At 72.0% G+C, this 17,791-nt stretch carries 16 protein-coding genes and 1 pseudogene; all 17 read right to left on the bottom strand.

Annotated elements, in window-relative coordinates:
- Positions 1–7: 7 nt before the first annotated feature.
- The 17 genes and pseudogenes from gmk to ruvX all read right to left on the bottom strand — a co-directional run bounded on the left by gmk (position 8) and on the right by ruvX (position 17,787).
- Positions 8–937 carry a guanylate kinase gene (gmk, locus tag OVA28_RS14245; protein ID WP_194660426.1) on the bottom strand — a complete coding sequence of 310 codons (930 nt, stop codon included), beginning with the start codon at positions 935–937 and terminating at the stop codon, positions 8–10.
- Positions 934–1,824: an orotidine-5'-phosphate decarboxylase gene (gene pyrF, locus OVA28_RS14250; protein ID WP_268097418.1), complete on the bottom strand. Its 891-nt coding sequence runs from the start codon at positions 1,822–1,824 to the stop codon at positions 934–936. Before pyrF ends, gmk begins: the two co-directional genes overlap by 4 nt.
- Complete coding sequence (gene carB, locus OVA28_RS14255) at positions 1,821–5,114, bottom strand: carbamoyl-phosphate synthase large subunit (RefSeq protein ID WP_268097419.1); 3,294 nt, start codon at positions 5,112–5,114, stop codon at positions 1,821–1,823. Before carB ends, pyrF begins: the two co-directional genes overlap by 4 nt.
- Complete coding sequence (gene carA / locus OVA28_RS14260) at positions 5,114–6,313, bottom strand: glutamine-hydrolyzing carbamoyl-phosphate synthase small subunit (protein ID WP_194660423.1); 1,200 nt, start codon at positions 6,311–6,313, stop codon at positions 5,114–5,116. Before carA ends, carB begins: the two co-directional genes overlap by 1 nt.
- Positions 6,310–6,855, bottom strand: coding sequence for a PH-like domain-containing protein (locus OVA28_RS14265; RefSeq protein WP_194660422.1), 546 nt, complete (start codon positions 6,853–6,855; stop codon positions 6,310–6,312). The genes carA and OVA28_RS14265 overlap by 4 nt, the downstream gene beginning before the upstream one ends.
- Entirely contained in the window at positions 6,852–8,219 is a 1,368-nt protein-coding gene (locus OVA28_RS14270; RefSeq protein ID WP_268097420.1) for a dihydroorotase, read from the bottom strand. Before OVA28_RS14270 ends, OVA28_RS14265 begins: the two co-directional genes overlap by 4 nt.
- Positions 8,216–9,193 carry an aspartate carbamoyltransferase catalytic subunit gene (locus OVA28_RS14275; protein ID WP_071275080.1) on the bottom strand — a complete coding sequence of 326 codons (978 nt, stop codon included), beginning with the start codon at positions 9,191–9,193 and terminating at the stop codon, positions 8,216–8,218. Before OVA28_RS14275 ends, OVA28_RS14270 begins: the two co-directional genes overlap by 4 nt.
- Positions 9,190–9,753 (bottom strand): bifunctional pyr operon transcriptional regulator/uracil phosphoribosyltransferase PyrR, encoded by a 564-nt coding sequence (pyrR, locus tag OVA28_RS14280; protein ID WP_194660419.1) that lies wholly within the window; start codon positions 9,751–9,753, stop codon positions 9,190–9,192. Before pyrR ends, OVA28_RS14275 begins: the two co-directional genes overlap by 4 nt.
- 58 nt (positions 9,754–9,811) lie before the next feature.
- Positions 9,812–10,264 carry a transcription antitermination factor NusB gene (gene nusB / locus OVA28_RS14285; protein WP_194660418.1) on the bottom strand — a complete coding sequence of 151 codons (453 nt, stop codon included), beginning with the start codon at positions 10,262–10,264 and terminating at the stop codon, positions 9,812–9,814.
- A gap of 9 nt (positions 10,265–10,273) precedes the next feature.
- Positions 10,274–10,834: an elongation factor P gene (gene efp / locus OVA28_RS14290; protein WP_071275071.1), complete on the bottom strand. Its 561-nt coding sequence runs from the start codon at positions 10,832–10,834 to the stop codon at positions 10,274–10,276.
- A 104-nt stretch (positions 10,835–10,938) separates the two neighbouring features.
- Positions 10,939–12,630 carry an ABC1 kinase family protein gene (locus OVA28_RS14295; RefSeq protein WP_268097421.1) on the bottom strand — a complete coding sequence of 564 codons (1,692 nt, stop codon included), beginning with the start codon at positions 12,628–12,630 and terminating at the stop codon, positions 10,939–10,941.
- A 116-nt stretch (positions 12,631–12,746) separates the two neighbouring features.
- Positions 12,747–13,844, bottom strand: coding sequence for a 3-dehydroquinate synthase (gene aroB / locus OVA28_RS14300; protein ID WP_416354637.1), 1,098 nt, complete (start codon positions 13,842–13,844; stop codon positions 12,747–12,749).
- The gene (locus OVA28_RS14305) at positions 13,841–14,395 is read right to left on the bottom strand and encodes a shikimate kinase (protein ID WP_268097422.1); all 555 of its coding nucleotides are present in this window, start codon (positions 14,393–14,395) and stop codon (positions 13,841–13,843) included. The genes aroB and OVA28_RS14305 overlap by 4 nt, the downstream gene beginning before the upstream one ends.
- Positions 14,392–15,612 (bottom strand): chorismate synthase, encoded by a 1,221-nt coding sequence (gene aroC / locus OVA28_RS14310; protein ID WP_194660416.1) that lies wholly within the window; start codon positions 15,610–15,612, stop codon positions 14,392–14,394. The genes OVA28_RS14305 and aroC overlap by 4 nt, the downstream gene beginning before the upstream one ends.
- A 57-nt stretch (positions 15,613–15,669) precedes the next feature.
- A complete protein-coding gene (mltG, locus tag OVA28_RS14315) occupies positions 15,670–16,146 on the bottom strand; it encodes an endolytic transglycosylase MltG (RefSeq protein WP_326493758.1) in 477 nt (158 codons plus the stop codon).
- 34 nt (positions 16,147–16,180) lie between these two features.
- A pseudogene (locus OVA28_RS19150) lies at positions 16,181–16,987 on the bottom strand (endolytic transglycosylase MltG); the annotation flags it as partial.
- Between the two features lie 353 nt (positions 16,988–17,340).
- Positions 17,341–17,787, bottom strand: coding sequence for a Holliday junction resolvase RuvX (ruvX, locus tag OVA28_RS14325; protein WP_268098218.1), 447 nt, complete (start codon positions 17,785–17,787; stop codon positions 17,341–17,343).
- Between the last annotated feature and the right edge of the window lie 4 nt (positions 17,788–17,791).

Genomic DNA, 17,791 nt, shown 5'->3' on the forward strand with positions numbered 1-17,791 from the left:
CTCCCGGCTAGGGCGCAGTGAACAAGTCTACGACCTCGCGTGCCGCCGTGCCGACATCCGAGTTCACGATCCGCACGTCGAACTCGTCCTGCGCGGCCAGTTCGACCTTCGCGGTCTCGAGTCGGCGGGCCTGTTCCTCGGACGACTCGGTCCCGCGGCCGATGAGCCGGCGGACGAGTTCGTCCCACGTCGGGGGCAGCAGGAACACCAGGACAGCCTCGGGCATGGCGTCGCGGACCTGCCGGGCGCCCTGCAGGTCGATCTCGAGCATCACCTTGTCGCCGGCGTCCAGCGCGCGGTCGATCGGCGGACGCGGGGTGCCGTACCGGTACGAGTTGTGCACGGTGGCCCACTCGAGCAGTTCACGCTCGCGGATCATCCGGTCGAACTCGGCGTCGTCGACGAAGTAGTAGTGCACGCCGTCGACCTCGCCGGGCCGCGGCTTCCTGGTGGTCGCGGAGACGCTGAGGTTCACCTCGGGGTACTGCTCGCGGATGTACGCGCTGACGGTCCCCTTGCCGACGGCGGTGGGGCCGGCGAGCACGACCAGCTTCGACACGCCACGCTTCCGCCCGCGCGCGGCGAGCCAGTCCGAGAGCGCCGTGCGCTGTCGGGTGCCGAGGCCGCCGAGGCGCTTCGACGGCGCGATCCGCAGCGAGCCCATGATCGTCTCGGCACGGGCCGGTCCGATGCCGTTCAGGCTGGTCAGGAGGTCACGGACCCGGAGTGACTTCTCCGCGGGGGCCTCGGCGTCGTTCCAGGCGGTGCGGGCGACGTCGAGCGCCGACCGCTCCCCCGTGGCGACGGCGGCCTTCACCGCGGCGCGGGCCCGGCGGGCGGCGACGGCGGCGCGGGCGGCCGCGGCGCGGTCCACCTCGGGCGGCGTGCGGTGCGCGGGCAGGGAGCCGGAGTCGTGGGTCGTGCCGTCGTCGGTCATGCCAGGGCCGCCCGGATGCGCTCGGCGCGGTCGGTCACGTGCGCCGCGACGCCGTCCGGGCCGTCGGTCAGCAGCCCGCGGGACTCGCTCACGAGCACCTGCTCGGCGCGTGAGCCGTACAGCGCGCGGAGGTCCTCGATCCGGGCACCCTGCGCGCCGAAGCCGGGCGCGAGCACGGGCGCGTTCCCGATCTCGTCCGCGCCGATGCCGAAGTCCGTCAGGTCGAGGGTGGCGCCGAGCACCAGCCCGACGTCGCCGATGGCCTGGTCGTCCTCGGCCGGGTTGTCGTCTGCCACGTCGAGAACGATACCGGCAGCGACGCTCCGCCCGGCACGCGGCCCCTCGGCGAGCACCGCGGTCTGCAGCACGCGCGCCTCGGGGTTGCTCGTCGCGGCCAGCACGAACACGCCGGCGCCGTGCTGCCGCGCGACGGCGATCGTCCCGCGCAGCGAGCCGTACCCGAGGTACGGCGACACCGTCATCGCGTCGGCCGCGAACGGCCCGTCGGCGTCGATCCACGCCGTGGCGTAGTCGTCCCCCGTCGTCCCGATGTCGCCGCGCTTGACGTCGGCGACGACCAGGAGGCCCGCATCACGTGCCCGACGGATCGTCGCGTCGAGCGCGCGGAAGCCGGCCACCCCCGCGGCCTCGAAGAACGCGACCTGCGGCTTCACGACGGCGGCGCGACCGGCGGCCGCGTCCACCAGGACGCGGCCGAACGCGGTCAGCCCTGCTTCGTCACGGCCGAGCCCCCACGCCGCCAGGGTGGCGGCGTGGGGGTCGATCCCGACGCACAGTGCGGACCGCGACCCGATGGCGGACGCGAGCCGGACGCCGAACGGCTCCGGGCCTCCTGCCCGTTGTGCGGTGACGAGGCGGTCCGTCACCAGCCCGCCCGCTCGAGCGCGTAGTCCTGCAGGCTGCGCACGCTGTGCGGGGTGCCGATCGTCTCGATGGCCGCGACCGCGGCACCGAGCTGGGCGATCGTCGTGAACAGCGGCTTGTCCGCGGCGACCGTGGCCGCGCGGATCTCGTAGCCATCGGCGCGACCGGCGGCGCCGGACGGCGTGTTGATCACGATGTCGACCTCGTTGCGGGCGAGCAGGTCGACCACGCTCTCGCCGCCCTGGCTGTACTTGCCGACCACGTCGACCATGATCCCGTTGCGGCGGAGCACCTCGGCGGTGCCCTCCGTCGCGGTGATCGTGAAGCCGAGCTGCTGCAGGCGGTGCACCGGCAGGACGATCGCGCGCTTGTCGGTGTCCGCGACGCTCACGAAGACGGTGCCGCTCGTCGGGAGCCCACCGTAGGCGGCCTCCTGGCTCTTCAGGAACGCCCGCGGGAAGTCGCGGTCGATGCCCATGACCTCACCGGTGGAGCGCATCTCGGGGCTGAGCACCGAGTCGACGACCTGGCCCTCGGCGGTGCGGAAGCGACGGAAGGGCAGCACCGCTTCCTTGACGGCGACCGGTGCCTGCGCCGGCACGAACGCGCCGTCGCGGGCGGGCAGCATGCCCTCGTCGACCAGGCCCGCGATCGAGGCGCCCGTCATGATCCGCGCGGCGGCCTTCGCCAGGGCGATGCCGAGTGCCTTCGAGACGAACGGGACGGTGCGGCTGGCGCGCGGGTTGGCCTCGAGGACGTAGAGCACACCCGCGGCGATGGCGAACTGCACGTTGAGCATGCCGCGCACGCCGACGCCGCGTGCGATCTTCTCGGTGGCGTCGACCACGGCCTGGATCTCGCCGCGGCCGAGCCCGACCGGCGGGAGCGTGCAGGACGAGTCACCGGAGTGGATGCCCGCCTCTTCGATGTGCTCCATGATGCCGCCGATGTAGAGCCGCTCGCCGTCGAACAGGGCGTCGACGTCGATCTCCACCGCGTCGTCGAGGAACCGGTCCACCAGGAGCGGCAGGTCCGGGCCGATGATCGCCTGGTCGGCCATCCGGCCGAAGTAGTCGGCCATCGCGGTGGAGTCGTAGACGATCTCCATGCCGCGGCCGCCGAGCACGTAGGACGGGCGGACGAGCACCGGGTAGCCGATCTCCTCGGCGATCCCGGTGGCGCTGGCCAGGTCGTGCGCGGTGCCGTTGCGGGGCGCGAGCAGGCCGGCCTGGTCGAGGATCGCGGAGAACTGGCCGCGCTCCTCGGCGGAGTCGATCGCGGTCGGCGTGGTGCCGAGGATCGGGATGCCCGCCGCCTCGAGGGGCTTCGCGAGCCCGAGGGCCGTCTGGCCGCCGAGCTGCACGACGACGCCGACGAGTTCACCGGAGGAGGCTTCGGCCTCGATGACCTCGAGGACGTCCTCGACGGTGAGGGGCTCGAAGTACAGGCGGTCCGAGGTGTCGTAGTCCGTCGACACCGTCTCCGGGTTGCAGTTGACCATGATGGTCTCGAACCCGGCGTCGCTCAGCGCGAAGGACGCGTGCACGCAGGAGTAGTCGAACTCCACGCCCTGGCCGATGCGGTTCGGGCCGGAACCGAGGATGACGACCTTCTTGCGGTCGCTCGGCGCCACCTCGGTCTCGACGTCGTACGACGAGTAGTGGTACGGCGTCAGGGCCGGGAACTCACCGGCGCAGGTGTCGACCGTCTTGAAGACCGGCCGGATGCCCAGCTCGTGCCGCGTGTCGCGGACCTGCTGCTCGCTGACCTGCTGGTCGGACGTGCTCCGGAGCGAGGCGATCTGGACGTCGCTGAAGCCGTGCTCCTTGGCCCAGCGGATCGTGTCCGCGTCGAGGGCGTCGGCGGCGCGGATCTCCTCGGCGACCTCGTTGATGAGCACGATCTGGTCGACGAACCACGGGTCGATCTTCGTGGCGTCGAAGACCTCGGCCGCGGTGGCGCCGGCGACGAGGGCCTGCTGCACCGTGACGATGCGGCCGTCGGTCGGGATCGCGGACTTCGCCAGCAGCGCGTCCTTGTCGAGCTCGGCGGCCGGGGTGTCCCAGTGGAAGCTCGACCCCCGCTTCTCGAGGGAGCGCAGCGACTTCTGCATGGCGGTGGCGAAGTTCCGGCCGATCGCCATGGCCTCGCCGACGCTCTTCATCGTCGTGGTCAGCGTGGCGTCGGCCGCCGGGAACTTCTCGAACGCGAAGCGCGGGGTCTTCACGACGACGTAGTCGAGCGTCGGCTCGAAGCTCGCCGGGGTGACCCGCGTGATGTCGTTCTGGATCTCGTCGAGGCGGTACCCGATGGCGAGCTTCGCGGCGATCTTCGCGATCGGGAAGCCCGTGGCCTTCGAGGCCAGGGCGCTCGACCGGGACACGCGGGGGTTCATCTCGATGACGATCACGCGGCCGTTCGCCGGGTCGATCGCGAACTGGATGTTGCACCCACCGGTGTCGACCCCGACGCGGCGGATGATGTCGATGCCGATGTCGCGGAGGTTCTGGTACTCGCGGTCGGTCAGGGTCAGCGCGGGGGCGACGGTGATCGAGTCGCCGGTGTGCACGCCCACCGGGTCGACGTTCTCGATCGAGCAGACGACGACCGTGTTGTCGGCGTTGTCCCGCATGAGCTCGAGCTCGTACTCCTTCCACCCGAGGATGGACTCCTCGAGCAGGACCTCGGTCGTGGGGCTCGACTGCAGGCCGTCACCGACGAAGCGGATGAGCTCGGTCTCGTTGTACGCGAACCCGGAGCCGAGGCCGCCCATGGTGAACGACGGCCGGACGACGAGCGGGTAGCCGAGGTCCTTCGCGAACTCCTTCGCTTCCTCCAGCGTGTGGGCGATGTGGCTGCGGGCCACGTCCGCGCCGGACTCGAGGACGAGCTCCTTGAAGAGCTGGCGGTCCTCACCGCGCTGGATGGCGTCGACCTTGGCGCCGATGAGCTCGACGCCGTGCTTGTCCAGGATCCCGGCCTCGTCGAGGGCGATCGCCGCGTTCAGGGCGGTCTGCCCGCCGAGCGTCGGCAGGACGGCGTCCGGCTGCTCGATGCGGATGATCTCCTCGAGCGACGCGTTCGTGATCGGCTCGATGTAGGTCGCGTCGGCGAAGTCGGGGTCGGTCATGATCGTCGCCGGGTTCGGGTTGACGAGGATCACACGGATGCCCTCGGCCCGGAGTACGCGGCATGCCTGGGTGCCGGAGTAGTCGAACTCGGCGGCCTGCCCGATGACGATCGGGCCGGAGCCGATGACGAGGACGGAGGTGATGTCGGGGCGCTTGGGCATCAGTTGCCCTCCTTCGTGATGTCGGCGGCGGGCGTCGTGGCGTCGGCGGTCGCCGCGTCGAGCGGCTCGCCGGCACGACGGGCCACGACCATGTCGCGGAACCGGTCGAACAGGTACATGCTGTCGTGCGGTCCGGCGGCGGCCTCGGGGTGGTACTGCACGCTGAACGCGGGGATGTCGAGCGCGCGGAGGCCCTCGACCACGTTGTCGTTGAGCGAGTAGTGCGAGACCTCGACGCGGCCGAAGCCGACCGGGGACTCGAGGACCTGTCCGACGGGGGCGTCGACCGCGAAGCCGTGGTTCTGGCTCGTGATCTCGACCTTGCCCGTCGTGGTGTCGAGCACCGGCTGGTTGATGCCGCGGTGGCCGAACGGCAGCTTGTACGTGCCGAAGCCGAGGGCACGGCCGAGCAGCTGGTTGCCGAAGCAGATGCCGAAGAACGGCCGCCCGTCCCGCAGGCTCTCCTGCAGCAGGGAGACCTGCGCGTCGGAAGCTGCCGGGTCACCGGGCCCGTTCGAGTAGAACAGCGCGTCGGGGTCGAGCTCGCGGAGACGCTCGACGGTGACGTCCTGCGGCAGCACGTGCACCTCGAAGCCGCGCTGGGCGAGGTAGCGGGTGGTCGACGTCTTCACGCCGAGGTCGAGCACGGCCAGCGTGCCGATCTGCTCACCGACCGCGTCGACGACGTACTCGGCGTCGGTCGACACGGCGGCGGAGAGGCTCTGCCCGGCCATGTCGGCCTGCTCGCGGACCAGCGCGAGCTGCTCGTCCGGCGAGAGCGCGGCGTCGGGGCCGCTGAAGACGCCGCCCTTCATGGCGCCGGCGTCCCGGATGCGACGGGTCACGGCGCGGGTGTCGATCCCGGAGATCCCGACGATGCCGTCGCGCTCCAGGTGGTCGTCGAGCGACGCGGTGGCGCGGTGGTTCGACACCACGCGGCTGGGGTCGCGGACGACGTAGCCTGCGACCCAGATGCGACGGGACTCGGGGTCCTCGTCGTTGACGCCGGTGTTGCCGATGTGCGGCGCGGTCTGCACCACGATCTGCCCGGCGTAGGACGGGTCGGTCAGCGTCTCCTGGTAGCCGGTCATGCCGGTCGCGAACACCACCTCGCCGAGGCTGCGTCCGCGGGCGCCGTACGCCCATCCGTCGTGTCGGGTGCCGTCCTCGAGGACCAGCACGGCCCGTTCGCGTGTCATGAGTTCGTCCCTTCGCCCGCGGTCTGCGGGTGGTTGTGCTTCGTCGCCAGCTCCTGGAGTGCGTGCAGCGGGGCTGCGTCGCCCTCCGGGAACCGGAAGTAGGTGTCGAGGTCCGTCGCACCAGCGGCGCCGGTCGCCGTCCATCGCAGACGCACCAGCCCCCCTGGTTCGACGACGCGATCGATGGCCGCGGTCGCCCGGTCGGCGCCGCGGACCAGGTCGGCGGCGATCCAGCGGTCGGTCTCCCCCGCCAGGTGCAGGACGACGCCGGTCGCGTGGACGGTCACGCCGCCGCGGCCCCGGAAGCCGAGTCCTCCCGCCGTGATGCGCTCCAGCGGCTGGTCGGCGCGGGTCGTCGCGACGGTGAAGCCGTCCCAGGACCCGGCCGCCGGGGACAGGTCGGTCGGCACACCGACGGGAGGCACGGTGTCGGCCTGCTTCCTGACCCGCGTCCGCCAGGTGCGCACCATGGCCACGAACAGCGCGGCCACCGCGAGCAGGATCAGCCCGCCGAGGAGCCACCGGGCGGCGTCGCCGCTCATGCCCGGGTCCCCTCGGTGGCGCGGGCGGCCGTGCGCGCTGCGGCCGCGACGGTGTCGTGGTCGACGAGCGCGCCGTCGAGGAGCGTCGCGTACCCCTGGTGGAAGGTCGCGACGACCCGGCCCGGCAGGCGCATGCCGAGGTACGGCGAGTTCTGCGACTGCCCCGCCAGGTCGGTGACGGCGAACTCGCGGACCGCGCTCGGGTCGTACAGGGTGACCTCGGCCGGGGCCCCCTCGGCGATCGCGTGTCCGTGGCCCTCGACCTGGCCGATGCGGGCCGGGGCGCTCGAGAGCACGCGGGCGACGTCGGACCAGTCGAGTCGGCCGTCCTCGACCAGGGCGGCGTGCACCACGCTCAGCGCGGACTCGAGCCCGACCATGCCGTTCGCGGCGGCCGGCCACTCGCAGCACTTCGCCTCGGCGGTGTGCGGTGCGTGGTCGGTGGCGACGATGTCGATCGTGCCGTCGACCAGGGCGGCGCGCAGGGCGTCGACGTCCTCGCGGGAGCGCAGCGGCGGGTTCACCTTGTAACGGGCGTCGTAGCCGGGGGCGCCGTCGACCCCGGCGATGAGGTCCTCGGTCAGCACCAGGTGGTGCGGCGTGACCTCGGCCGTGACGTCGATCCCACGGGACTTGGCCCAGCGGATGACCTCGACGCTGCCGGCGGTCGAGACGTGGCACACGTGCAGTCGCGCTCCGACGTGGTCGGCGAGCAGGACGTCACGGGCGATGATCGCCTCTTCCGCGACGGCCGGCCACCCGGCGAGCCCGAGCTCCGAGGACAGGCGGCCCTCGTTCATCTGCGCGCCGATGGTCAGGCGGGGCTCCTGCGCGTGCTGCGCCAGCACACCGCCGAAGCCCTTGATGTACTCCAGCGCCCGGCGCATCAGCAGCGGGTCGGCCACGCACGAGCCGTCGTCGGAGAACACCCGGACCTTCGCGCGGGAGGTCGCCATCGCGCCGATCTCGGACAGGTGCGTGCCCTGCAGGCCCTGGGACACGGCGCCGATCGGCCGGACCGTGACGTAGCCGGCGTCGTCGCCGAGGGCCTGGACCTGTTCGACCACACCGGCGGTGTCCGCGACGGGGCTCGAGTTCGCCATCGCGTTGACGGCGGTGAAGCCGCCGGCGGCCGCGGCCCGCGAGCCGGACAGGACGGTCTCGGACTCCTCGTGACCGGGCTCGCGGAGGTGCGTGTGCAGGTCCACGAGACCGGGCAGGGCGATCAGGCCGTCGGCGTCGATGGTGGTGGCGCCGGCCGTGTCGAGACCGGACCCGACCGCGGTGATGCGTCCCCCCTGCAGCCTGATGTCGGCACGCGAGCCGTCGACCAGCTGGGCGCCGCGGATGAGGTGAGCGGTCATGCGACGGACTCCTTCTGGTCGGTGCCGGACGGGGTGCCTGCGCCGGTCAGGGCCAGGTACAGGACGGCCATGCGGACGGAGACGCCGTGCTCGACCTGTTCCACGATCGTCGACGCGGGCGAGTCGGCGGCCACGCCGGCGATCTCCAGCCCGCGGTTCATCGGCCCGGGGTGCATCACGAGGGTGCGCTCCGACAGGCGCGCGAAGCGGGCTGCGGTGAGACCCCAGTGGCGGGTGTACTCGCGGGGGTTCGGGAAGAAGGCGTCGTTCATGCGCTCCTGCTGGATGCGGAGCGTCATCACGACGTCGGGGTCCTCGGCGAGAGCCGTGTCGAGGTCGTGGTGCACCGCAGCGCCGAAGGGGCGCTCGGTCGCCGGCAGCAGGGTCGGCGGCGCGGCGAAGGTGACGCTCGCACCCAGGGTGCGGAGCAGCCAGGCGTTGCTCCTGGCGACGCGGCTGTGCAGGACGTCGCCGACGATGAGGACGCGGACGCCGTCGAGGCCCTGGCCGCGGGACGCGCTGCCGTGGAGCCGTCGGCGCATCGTGAAGGCGTCGAGGAGCGCCTGGGTCGGGTGCTCGTGGGTGCCGTCGCCCGCGTTCACCACGGGGACGTCGATCCAGTCGGCGTCGGCCAGGACCCGCGGGGCGCCGGACGCCCCGTGGCGCATCACGATGCCGTCGATCCCCATCGCACCGAGGGTCTGGACGGTGTCCTTGAGGGACTCGCCCTTCGAGACGCTGGAGCCCTTCGCGGCGAAGTTGATGACGTCGGCGGAGAGGCGCTTGGCGGCTGCCTCGAAGGAGATCCGGGTGCGCGTCGAGTCCTCGAAGAAGAGGTTCACGACGGTCTTGCCGCGGAGGGCCGGCAGGCGCTTGACCTCGCGCGTGTTCACCTCGGCCATCTCCTCGGCGACGTCGAGGATCTCGAGGGCGTCGGTGCGGGAGAGGTCGGCGGTGGAGAGCAGGTGCCTCATGCGTCGGCCCCCCGCTCCGGCTGCTCGATGACGACCTCGTCGACGCCGTCGGTCTCGGTCAGGCGGAGCGTGACGCGCTCGTCGGACGCCGTCGGCAGGTTCTTCCCGACGTGGTCCGCGCGGATGGGGAGCTCACGGTGGCCCCGGTCCACCAGGACCGCGAGTCGGACCGCGCGCGGCCGGCCGATGTTCTGCAGGGCGTCGAGCGCCGCCCGGACCGTGCGGCCGGAGTACAGGACGTCGTCGACGAGCACGACGACCTTGCCGTCGATGCCGCTCGCCGGGATCACCGTGCGGTGCGGGGCCCGACCGATGCCGTGGCCGAGGTCGTCGCGGTGGAGCGTGACGTCGAGGGTGCCGACGCGCTGCTGGCCGCCGGACCAGTCGGGCTCGATGCCGGCGAGGACCTCGCCGAGCCGGTCGGCCAGGACGGCGCCCCTGGTCGGGATGCCGAGGAGCACCAGGTCCGAGGCGCCGTGGTTGGCCTCGAGGATCTCGTGCGCGATGCGTGTCAGAGCACGCGTGATGTCGGACTGCTGCAGGACCGTGCGGGTACCCACGCCGACCTCCTTCCCCGCCTCTCAGGACGGCATTTAAAGGATGCGGACGTGCTCAACCCTAGCGGGACTCCTGGTCTCCGGACACCGTCCGACCGGACGGTGCACGACCACCGGCGACGGCACCGAGGACGCCGTTCACGAAACCGGCGGAGTCGTCCGTCGACAGCGACTGGGCGAGCTCGACGGCCTCCGAGATGGCGACGGCGTCGGGCACCTCGGGGTTGAAGCGGATCTCCCAGACCCCCATGCGGAGGATGCAGCGGTCGAGGACCGGCATCCGGGCGATGGACCAGCCCTGGGCGTGGTCGATGATGACGTCGTCGATCTCACGACGGGCCTCGTCGACCCCGGTGACCACCTGGCGGGCGTAGTCCCAGCTCGACGCCCGCTCGGGGTTGTCGAGGTGACGGACCGTCTCCGTCGCGAGGACGTCGGCGATCGGGAGCTCCCGGACCTCGGCCACGTAGAGCATGTCGAGCGCGCGCTTGCGGGCCTTCGAACGAGCACTCATCCGGCGGCCCTAGTTGACGCGGCCGAGGAAGTTGCCGTCGCGCGTGTCGATCTTCACCTTGGTGTCGGTCTCGAGGTACAGCGGCACCTGGATCTGGTAGCCGGTGGCCTTGATCGTCGCGGGCTTGGTGCCACCGGACGAACGGTCGCCCTGCAGGCCGGGCTCGGTCTCGATCTCGGTGACGATCGACGTCGGGAGCTCGATGTAGAGCGGGTTGCCCTCGTTCATCGCGAGGGTGACCATCGCGGACTCGAGGAGGAAGTTCTTCGCGTCGCCGACGACCGTCGCGGGGACCGGGACCTGGTCGTAGGTGTCGGTGTCCATGAACACGTAGGAGTCGCCGTCCTCGTAGAGGAACTGGTAGTCGCGGCGGTCCACCGTCGCGGTCTCGATCTTCGCGCCCGCGTTGAAGGTGCGGTCGACGACCTTGCCGGAGACGACGTTCTTCAGCTTGGTGCGGACGAACGCACCACCCTTGCCGGGCTTGACGTGCTGGAACTCGACGACCGACCACAGCTGCCCGTCGATGATGAGAACGGCGCCGTTCTTGATGTCAGTGGTACTGGCCATGAGTGTCGATGTCCCGTTCGTGTCGAGGAGTGGAGTCCTGCGGGCGCTGGGGCCCCGGACGAGTGTAGCCGACCGCCTCACCCGCGCCCGCGCCGTCGCCTGCGCTAGTCGTGCCGCCGTGCGCGCCAGGCGTCGATCGCCGCCCACACGAGCAGCACCACGGCCGTCCCGCCGAGGAGCCCGCCCGCCACGCCGGTGCTCAGCACCGCGGTCGGCCGTGCCGGAGCCGCCAGGTAGACGATCGCCAGCACGCCGGCCCCTGCCCCCAGCAGCACGAGCAGGATCCGGCGGATCATGCCGGAGACGGTCCGCCGGTCGCGCTGGTCGGCGAGCAGCCGGATGTTCACCGACAGCTTGTTGCCCTCGATCGCCTCGCTGATCCGGTCGATCCGCCTGGGCAGGCGTCGGACGGTGGAGAACAGGCCGAAGAGCTCGCGCGCGGCGACGTCCCGCAGCACGCTCGGGCGGAGCTGGTCACGGATCTGCTCGCGCGCCAGGTTGCGGGACTCGTCGAGCAGGTCGAACGAGGGCAGCAGCGAGCGCAGCGTCCCCTCGAAGATCGCCAGTGCCCGGGCGGCTGCGACGAAGTCCGGCGGCGGCTTGAGCCGGTAGCGGCCGAAGACCTCGACCGCGTCGTCCACGGTCTCGACGCCGATGCGCGCGCCCGGGCCGAGCTCGTCGGCCACGAAGCGGGCGATGTCCCGGCGGAAGTCGGCCTCGTCCTGCGCTCGACGCACCGGCGCCATCCGCAGCACGGCGTCCGCGATCCGCGAGGTGTCGTCCTGGATGTACGCGGCGACGAGCTCCTGGACCGTGTCGCGCAGCGTCGGGTCGAGGCGGCCGACGGACCCGAAGTCGATGAGGGCGGGGCGACCGTCGGGCAGCAGCAGGACGTTCCCCGGGTGCAGGTCACCGTGGTAGATCCCGTCGAAGACGACCTGCCGCAGGAACGACCGGAGGATCGCCCGCATCGGCTCGTCGAGGTCCCGGTCGACGCGGGAGGCGCGGATCGCGCTGAGCGTGTCGCCCTCGAGGAACTCCATCACGAGCACCCGCCGGCCCGAGAGCTCGGGGTACGGCGTCGGGAAGCGGACCTCGTCCGGCCGGGCGCTCCTGGCCTGGGCCGCGCGGAGCGCCTCGAGGTTGCGGAGCTCGGACGAGAAGTCGACCTGCCGGATGAGGTCGTCGCCGTACTGGGTCGCCACGTCGATCACCCCGACCTGACGGGCCTCGGCCGACGTCCGGGCGAGGAACCGCACCACGCGGAGCGCGATGTCGACGTCCTGCCGCACGGCCGCGTCGATGCCGGGTCGTTGGACCTTCACGGCGACCGCGGTGCCGTCGTGCAGCCGGGCACGGTGCACCTGCGCGATCGACGCCGCGGCGACGGGCTTCGGGTCGAACGACTGGAGGACCTCCGCCACGGGGGCCCCGAGGTCCGCCGTCAGCAGGTCCGACACCTCCTGCGGGTCCGCGGGCGTGACGTCCCGCTGCAGGTGCGCGAGTCCCTCGGTCCACTCGTCCGGCAGCAGGTCGTCGCGGGTCGAGAGCAGCTGTCCCATCTTTACGAAGCCGCCGCCGGCCTCCTCGAGCGCGCGACGGAGGTGTTCGGCCTGGTCTCGCCGCTTGTCCGAGGTCTCCGGGTCACGGGAGAAGTCGAGGCGACGGAACGGCACGAGGCCGTGTCGGCGGGCGATGGACAGCAGTTCGGCGAAGCGGCGCGCGCGGGAGCGGAGGGTTCCCGCGTCGGCGTCCGGCCGGGCGCCGAGGTCGCTCAGACGGGGTGGTGTGGGCACCTGTTCAGCATGCTCCCCCGGGCTGGGCGCCCCCGGCTGGCTCCTCCACAGCCGGGAGGCTCGGGGGCCGTCCACAGGTCGGCCCGCCCCCGCCGCGTGCTGCGGTGGTGACGGGGCTAGGCGCCGACCTCCTGGTAGGCGGTGAAGAGCAGGTGGTCCTCTGGGCCCTCGAGCGTGACGGGCTTGCCGATGCCGTCGAGCACGATGAACCGGAGCATGCCGGCGCGAGCCTTCTTGTCCCGACGCATGGTCGCCAGGAGCGACTGCCACCGGCCGAGCGGGTAGCTCGTCGGCAGCGACAGCGACTCGAGGATCGACCGGTGCCGGTCGACGGTCGCGTCGTCGAGGTGCCCGGTGAGGCGTGCGAGCTCGGCGGCGAAGACCATGCCGACCGACACCGCTGCCCCGTGCCGCCACTGGTAGCGCTCGGCGTGCTCGATCGCGTGCCCGAGCGTGTGCCCGTAGTTCAGGATCTCCCGACGCCCCTGCTCGGTGAAGTCCTCCGACACCACCTGCGCCTTGAGCTGGATCGCGAGCTCGACCACCCGGCGGAACTCGGGCGTCGAGGGGTCGGTGGCGCGGTCGACGTCGGCCTCGACGATGTCCAGGATCTCGGGCACGGCGATGAACCCGGCCTTGACGATCTCGGCGAACCCGGTCAGCACGTCGTTGCGCGGCAGCGTGTGCACCAGGTCGAGGTCCACGACGACGGCACGGGGTGCGGAGAACACCCCGACCAGGTTCTTGCCCTCGTTCGTGTTGATGCCGGTCTTGCCACCGACGCTGGCGTCGACCATGCCGAGCACGCTCGTCGGTACGGAGAAGTACGGCACGCCGCGCAGCCACGTCGCGGCGACGAACCCGGCGAGGTCGGTGACGGCTCCGCCGCCCAGGCCGATGACGGCATCGGTCCTGGTGAAGTCCGACTGCCCGAGGATCTGCCAGCAGAACGCGGCGACCTCGACGCGCTTGGCGGCCTCGGCGTCGGGCACCTCGGCGATCAGGGCCTCGAAGCCGGCCTCCACGAGTCCGGCGCGGAGCTCCTCCGCGCGGGCACCGAGCGTCGGCGCGTGCACGATCAGGACCTTGGCGACCCGGGGTCCGAGCAGCGCTGGCAGGGACCCGAGCAGGCCGGTGCCGACCGCGACGACGTAGCCGTCCGCACCGCCGACGCGGATCTCGGTGGTGCCTTCTGGCAGGGTCGTCTCGGTCACGGTGCTCCTTCGGTGTGGTCGCTCCGCAGCCAGGCGACGACGTCGTCGACGACGTGGGCCATGGGGCGACGAGAGGTGTCGACGACCACGTGCGCGAGCTCGGCGTAGGTCGCCGCGCGGTCGTCGAGGATGGTCTGCCAGGCGTCGATGCCGCCGGACGCCAACAGCGGGCGGTCGGACCCGGCGATGCGGTCGGCGACGGCCTCGGGCGAGACGGTCAACAGCACCACGCGTGCGCCGTCCATCGCCCGGCGGGTGTCCGCGTGCGTGACGGCACCGCCACCCACGGCGATGACGCCGCCGGTGCGCATGGCGACGGCGACCGCGTCGGCCTCGAGGGCCCGGAACGCAGGCTCACCCCGGTCGGTGAAGATCGCGGGGATGGGACCGTGCTCGCGCGCGATCACCCGGTCGGTGTCGGTGAAGGACACGCCGAGCCGCTTCGCCACGCGCTTGCCGACGGTGGACTTGCCGGCACCCATCGGGCCGATCACGACGACGGGGGCGGTGCCGCGTCCGCCGTGGTCGTCCCCCACCGGTCCGGCGCTCACCAGGTGCTGGAGGGCTCAGCCGGCTCGGTGCGGCGGGAACGCAGGGTCTCGGGGATCGACGCGAGGTACGACTCCAGGTTGCGCTTGGTCTCGACGACGTTGTCGCCGCCGAACTTCTCGAGCACGGCGTCGGCCAGCACGAGCGCGACCATGGCCTCGGCCACGACGCCGGCGGCCGGCACCGCGCAGACGTCCGAACGCTGGTGATGCGCCGAGGCGTCCTCACCCGTGGTGACGTCGATGGTGTGGAGCGCGTGCGGGATCGTCGCGATCGGCTTCATGCCCGCGCGGACGCGGAGCACGGTGCCCGTGGACATGCCGCCTTCGGTGCCGCCGGCACGGTCGCTCGTGCGGATGATCTCGCCGTCCTCCCGGTACAGCTCGTCGTGGGCCTCGGACCCGCGGCGGCCGGCGGTCTGGAAGCCGTCACCGACCTCGACGCCCTTGATGGCCTGGATGCCCATGATCGCGGCGGCGAGTCGTGCGTCGAGGCGACGGTCCCACTGCACGTGCGACCCGAGCCCGGGCGGAACGCCGTAGAACAGCACCTCGACGACGCCGCCGAGGGTGTCGCCGTCCTTCTTGGCGGCTTCGACCTCGGTCACCATGCGCGCCGAGGTGTCGGCGTCGAAGCACCGGAGCTGGTCGTCGTCGAGCCGGTCGACGTCGTCGGGCATCGGCAGCGCCGACCCGTCGGGCACGCGGACGCTGCCGACCTGCAGGGTGTGGGCGACGGAGCGGATCCCGAGTTCGGCGAGGAACGACTTGGCCACGGCACCGAGCGCGACGCGGGCCGCGGTCTCGCGGGCGGAGGCACGCTCGAGGATCGGCCGGGCCTCGTCGAAGCCGTACTTCTGCATCCCGACGAGGTCGGCGTGGCCGGGACGCGGCCGGGTCAGCGGAGCGCTGCGCCCACGGGAGGCCTCGGTCTGCTCGACGGGCTCGGGGTTCATGACCTCGACCCACTTGGGCCACTCGGTGTTGCCGATGCGGATCGCGATGGGGCTGCCCATCGAGTACCCGTGCCGGACGCCGCCGGAGACGTGGAGCTCGTCCTGCTCGAACTTCATGCGGGAGCCACGGCCGTAGCCGAGCTTGCGCCGCGCGAGGTCGGTGCGGATGGACTCGAACGACACGGGGACACCGGCGGGCAGGCCCTCGAGCATCGCGATCAGTTCGGGTCCGTGGGACTCACCTGCGGTCAACCAACGAAGCATGGTGCCATCCTCCCACAGCCGTCGGGACCGGGACACGATCGTCCCGGTCCCGCGCGGCTACTGGTACGAGGGGTGTGCGCGGAGCCAGGCCTGGAACTGCTTGACGGCCTGCAGGTGCTGGTCGTACGTGTCCGAGAAGGTCGTCTCACCGGACTCGAGGTCGACCGTCACGAAGTACAGCCAGTTGCCCGCGGCCGGGTGTGTGACGGCCTGCAGCGCGATGTCACCCGGGTTCGAGATCGGTCCGGGCGGCAGTCCGTCGTGCTGGTACGTGTTGTACGGGTTCGAGGCGTCGTCCCGCTCCGCGTCGGTCGTCGTGACCCGGTGCGTGTTGCCGGTGCCGTACGCCACGGTGGCGTCGGACTGCATCCGCATGCCCTGGTCGAGGCGGTTCTGGAACACCCGCGCGACCTTCGGGTAGTCGGCGGCGAGCCCGGCCTCCTTCTGCACGAGCGAGGCGAACACGAGCACGTGCTCCTGGTCGGCCTCGGCCACACCAGCGGACTGCAGGTGCTGCTTCATCGTGTCGACCATCGACTGGAAGTACTGCTTCGCCGACCAGCCCGGGTTTGATCGGGTAGGTCGCCGGGAACAACCAGCCCTCGAGCGACGTCACGCCGGACGGCAGCCCGTACGCGCCGACGTCCTTGGCGGCGGCGGAGACCTCGTCCTCGGTCAGGCCGGCCTTCGACACCATGCCGGCTTCGATGTCCGCCAGGACCGTGCCCTCGGGGATGACGATCGACGCGTCCTCCACCCGGTTCGCCTTGTCCTGCAACGCCGACAGCGCCGCCTTCGAGCTCATCTTCTTCTTCAGCGCGTACGAACCCGGCTGGAACTGCACGCTCGGGCTCGCGAGCAGGAGCTTGTAGAACACCCCGGACGTCTTCACGACACCGCTGCGCTGCAGCGTCTTCGCGACGTCCTCGCCGATGTCGCCCTGCTTGATCGTGATGGTCACCTTCGAGGTGCCGTCGCCGGAGTAGTCCTCCGGCTCCTTGTCCCCGCTGAACGCCGCGACGACCTGCTGCACCTTCGGCGCCGCGAACGCGTACGCGCCGACGCCGGCAGCGACGACGATCGCGACGATGACAATCCCCGCGATGAGCGCGCCACGTGAGCGGCGGTGCGGCTCGTGGGGACCACGCGGCGGACGGGAGGCTCCCCCGCCGCCGTCACGGCCGTCACCTCCGCCGCCTCCCGCAGCGCCACCACCGTTGCCGGTGCCGCGGTCGGCCTCACCGTCGTCCGCCACCGCTGCCGGTGCGACCGCGGCGGCGAGGTCGTCGCGGTGCGTCACGCCAGCGTCGTCGTCGCGTCCCGGCGCGTCCACGTCGAAGCGGTTCCGGGCCGCGGGCGTCGGCGACTGGGACACCGTCTGCTGCGGTGTCGGCTGCTGCGGTGTCGGCTGCTGCCGTGTCTGCTGCTGCTGTGTCTGCTGCTGCTGGGGTGCGGTCGAGCCGGCCGTCTGCGCGTCGCGCGCCGCTGCCGCTTCCCTGGCACGGGCCTCCCGGCGGGAGAGCGGCCGACCGGCGGGCGGTTCCCCGCCACCGGGGCTGTCGGTGCGGTCATCTGGTGCGCCGTCCCGGCGGGAGCGGTGGCCCCGTCGATCGGCGTCGTTGCCGGTCGCGATGATCGCGTTCCAGTCCAGGTCGTCTGCCAACGGTCCTCGATCTCTCGGTGGGAACTCCGCGGGGCTCCGTCGCTTCGGTGACGACGAGGGCAGCCCTACTCGGGGAGCGTGGCCCCAGGCGGGGCGCCGGACGAACGCTCGTGGTCGAGCGCGTGTTGCAGAATGATAACAGCGGCCGCTTGGTCGATCACGGCCCGCGAGTTCTTCGTGGTCCGGCCGGCCGCTCGCATGCCCCGCTGGGCCGTGACGGTCGACAGACGTTCGTCGACCAGGCGCACCGGTCGGTGCTCGGCGATCCGGGCCGCGAACGCCCTGGCGTCCGTCGTGGACGGGGTGTCGCCGCCCGACATCGACAGCGGCAGGCCGACCACGATCTCCAGCACGTCGTACTCGTCGGCGATCGTGAGGATGCGCCGCAGGTCGTGCTTGTCGTCACGCCGGACGGTCTCGACCGGGGTGGCGATGAGGCCGTCGCGGTCGCACACGGCGACCCCGATCCGGGCGCGGCCGACGTCGATGCCGAGCCGGCGTCCGGACCGGATCGTC

Origin of the sequence: Curtobacterium sp. SL109, from assembly GCF_026672405.1 — a bacterium.
Lineage (GTDB): Bacteria > Actinomycetota > Actinomycetes > Actinomycetales > Microbacteriaceae > Curtobacterium.

Excerpts from the sequence above, each read along its gene's own strand:
- gmk (WP_194660426.1), bottom strand. The coding sequence starts at position 937 with ATGACCGACGACGGCACGACCCACGACTCCGGCTCCCTGCCCGCGCAC.
- carB (WP_268097419.1), bottom strand. The coding sequence starts at position 5,114 with ATGCCCAAGCGCCCCGACATCACCTCCGTCCTCGTCATCGGCTCCGGC.
- carA (WP_194660423.1), bottom strand. The coding sequence starts at position 6,313 with ATGACACGCGAACGGGCCGTGCTGGTCCTCGAGGACGGCACCCGACAC.
- OVA28_RS14265 (WP_194660422.1), bottom strand. The coding sequence starts at position 6,855 with ATGAGCGGCGACGCCGCCCGGTGGCTCCTCGGCGGGCTGATCCTGCTC.
- OVA28_RS14270 (WP_268097420.1), bottom strand. The coding sequence starts at position 8,219 with ATGACCGCTCACCTCATCCGCGGCGCCCAGCTGGTCGACGGCTCGCGT.
- OVA28_RS14275 (WP_071275080.1), bottom strand. The coding sequence starts at position 9,193 with ATGAGGCACCTGCTCTCCACCGCCGACCTCTCCCGCACCGACGCCCTC.
- nusB (WP_194660418.1), bottom strand. The coding sequence starts at position 10,264 with ATGAGTGCTCGTTCGAAGGCCCGCAAGCGCGCGCTCGACATGCTCTAC.
- efp (WP_071275071.1), bottom strand. The coding sequence starts at position 10,834 with ATGGCCAGTACCACTGACATCAAGAACGGCGCCGTTCTCATCATCGAC.
- aroC (WP_194660416.1), bottom strand. The coding sequence starts at position 15,612 with ATGCTTCGTTGGTTGACCGCAGGTGAGTCCCACGGACCCGAACTGATC.
- mltG (WP_326493758.1), bottom strand. The coding sequence starts at position 16,146 with ATGGTCGACACGATGAAGCAGCACCTGCAGTCCGCTGGTGTGGCCGAG.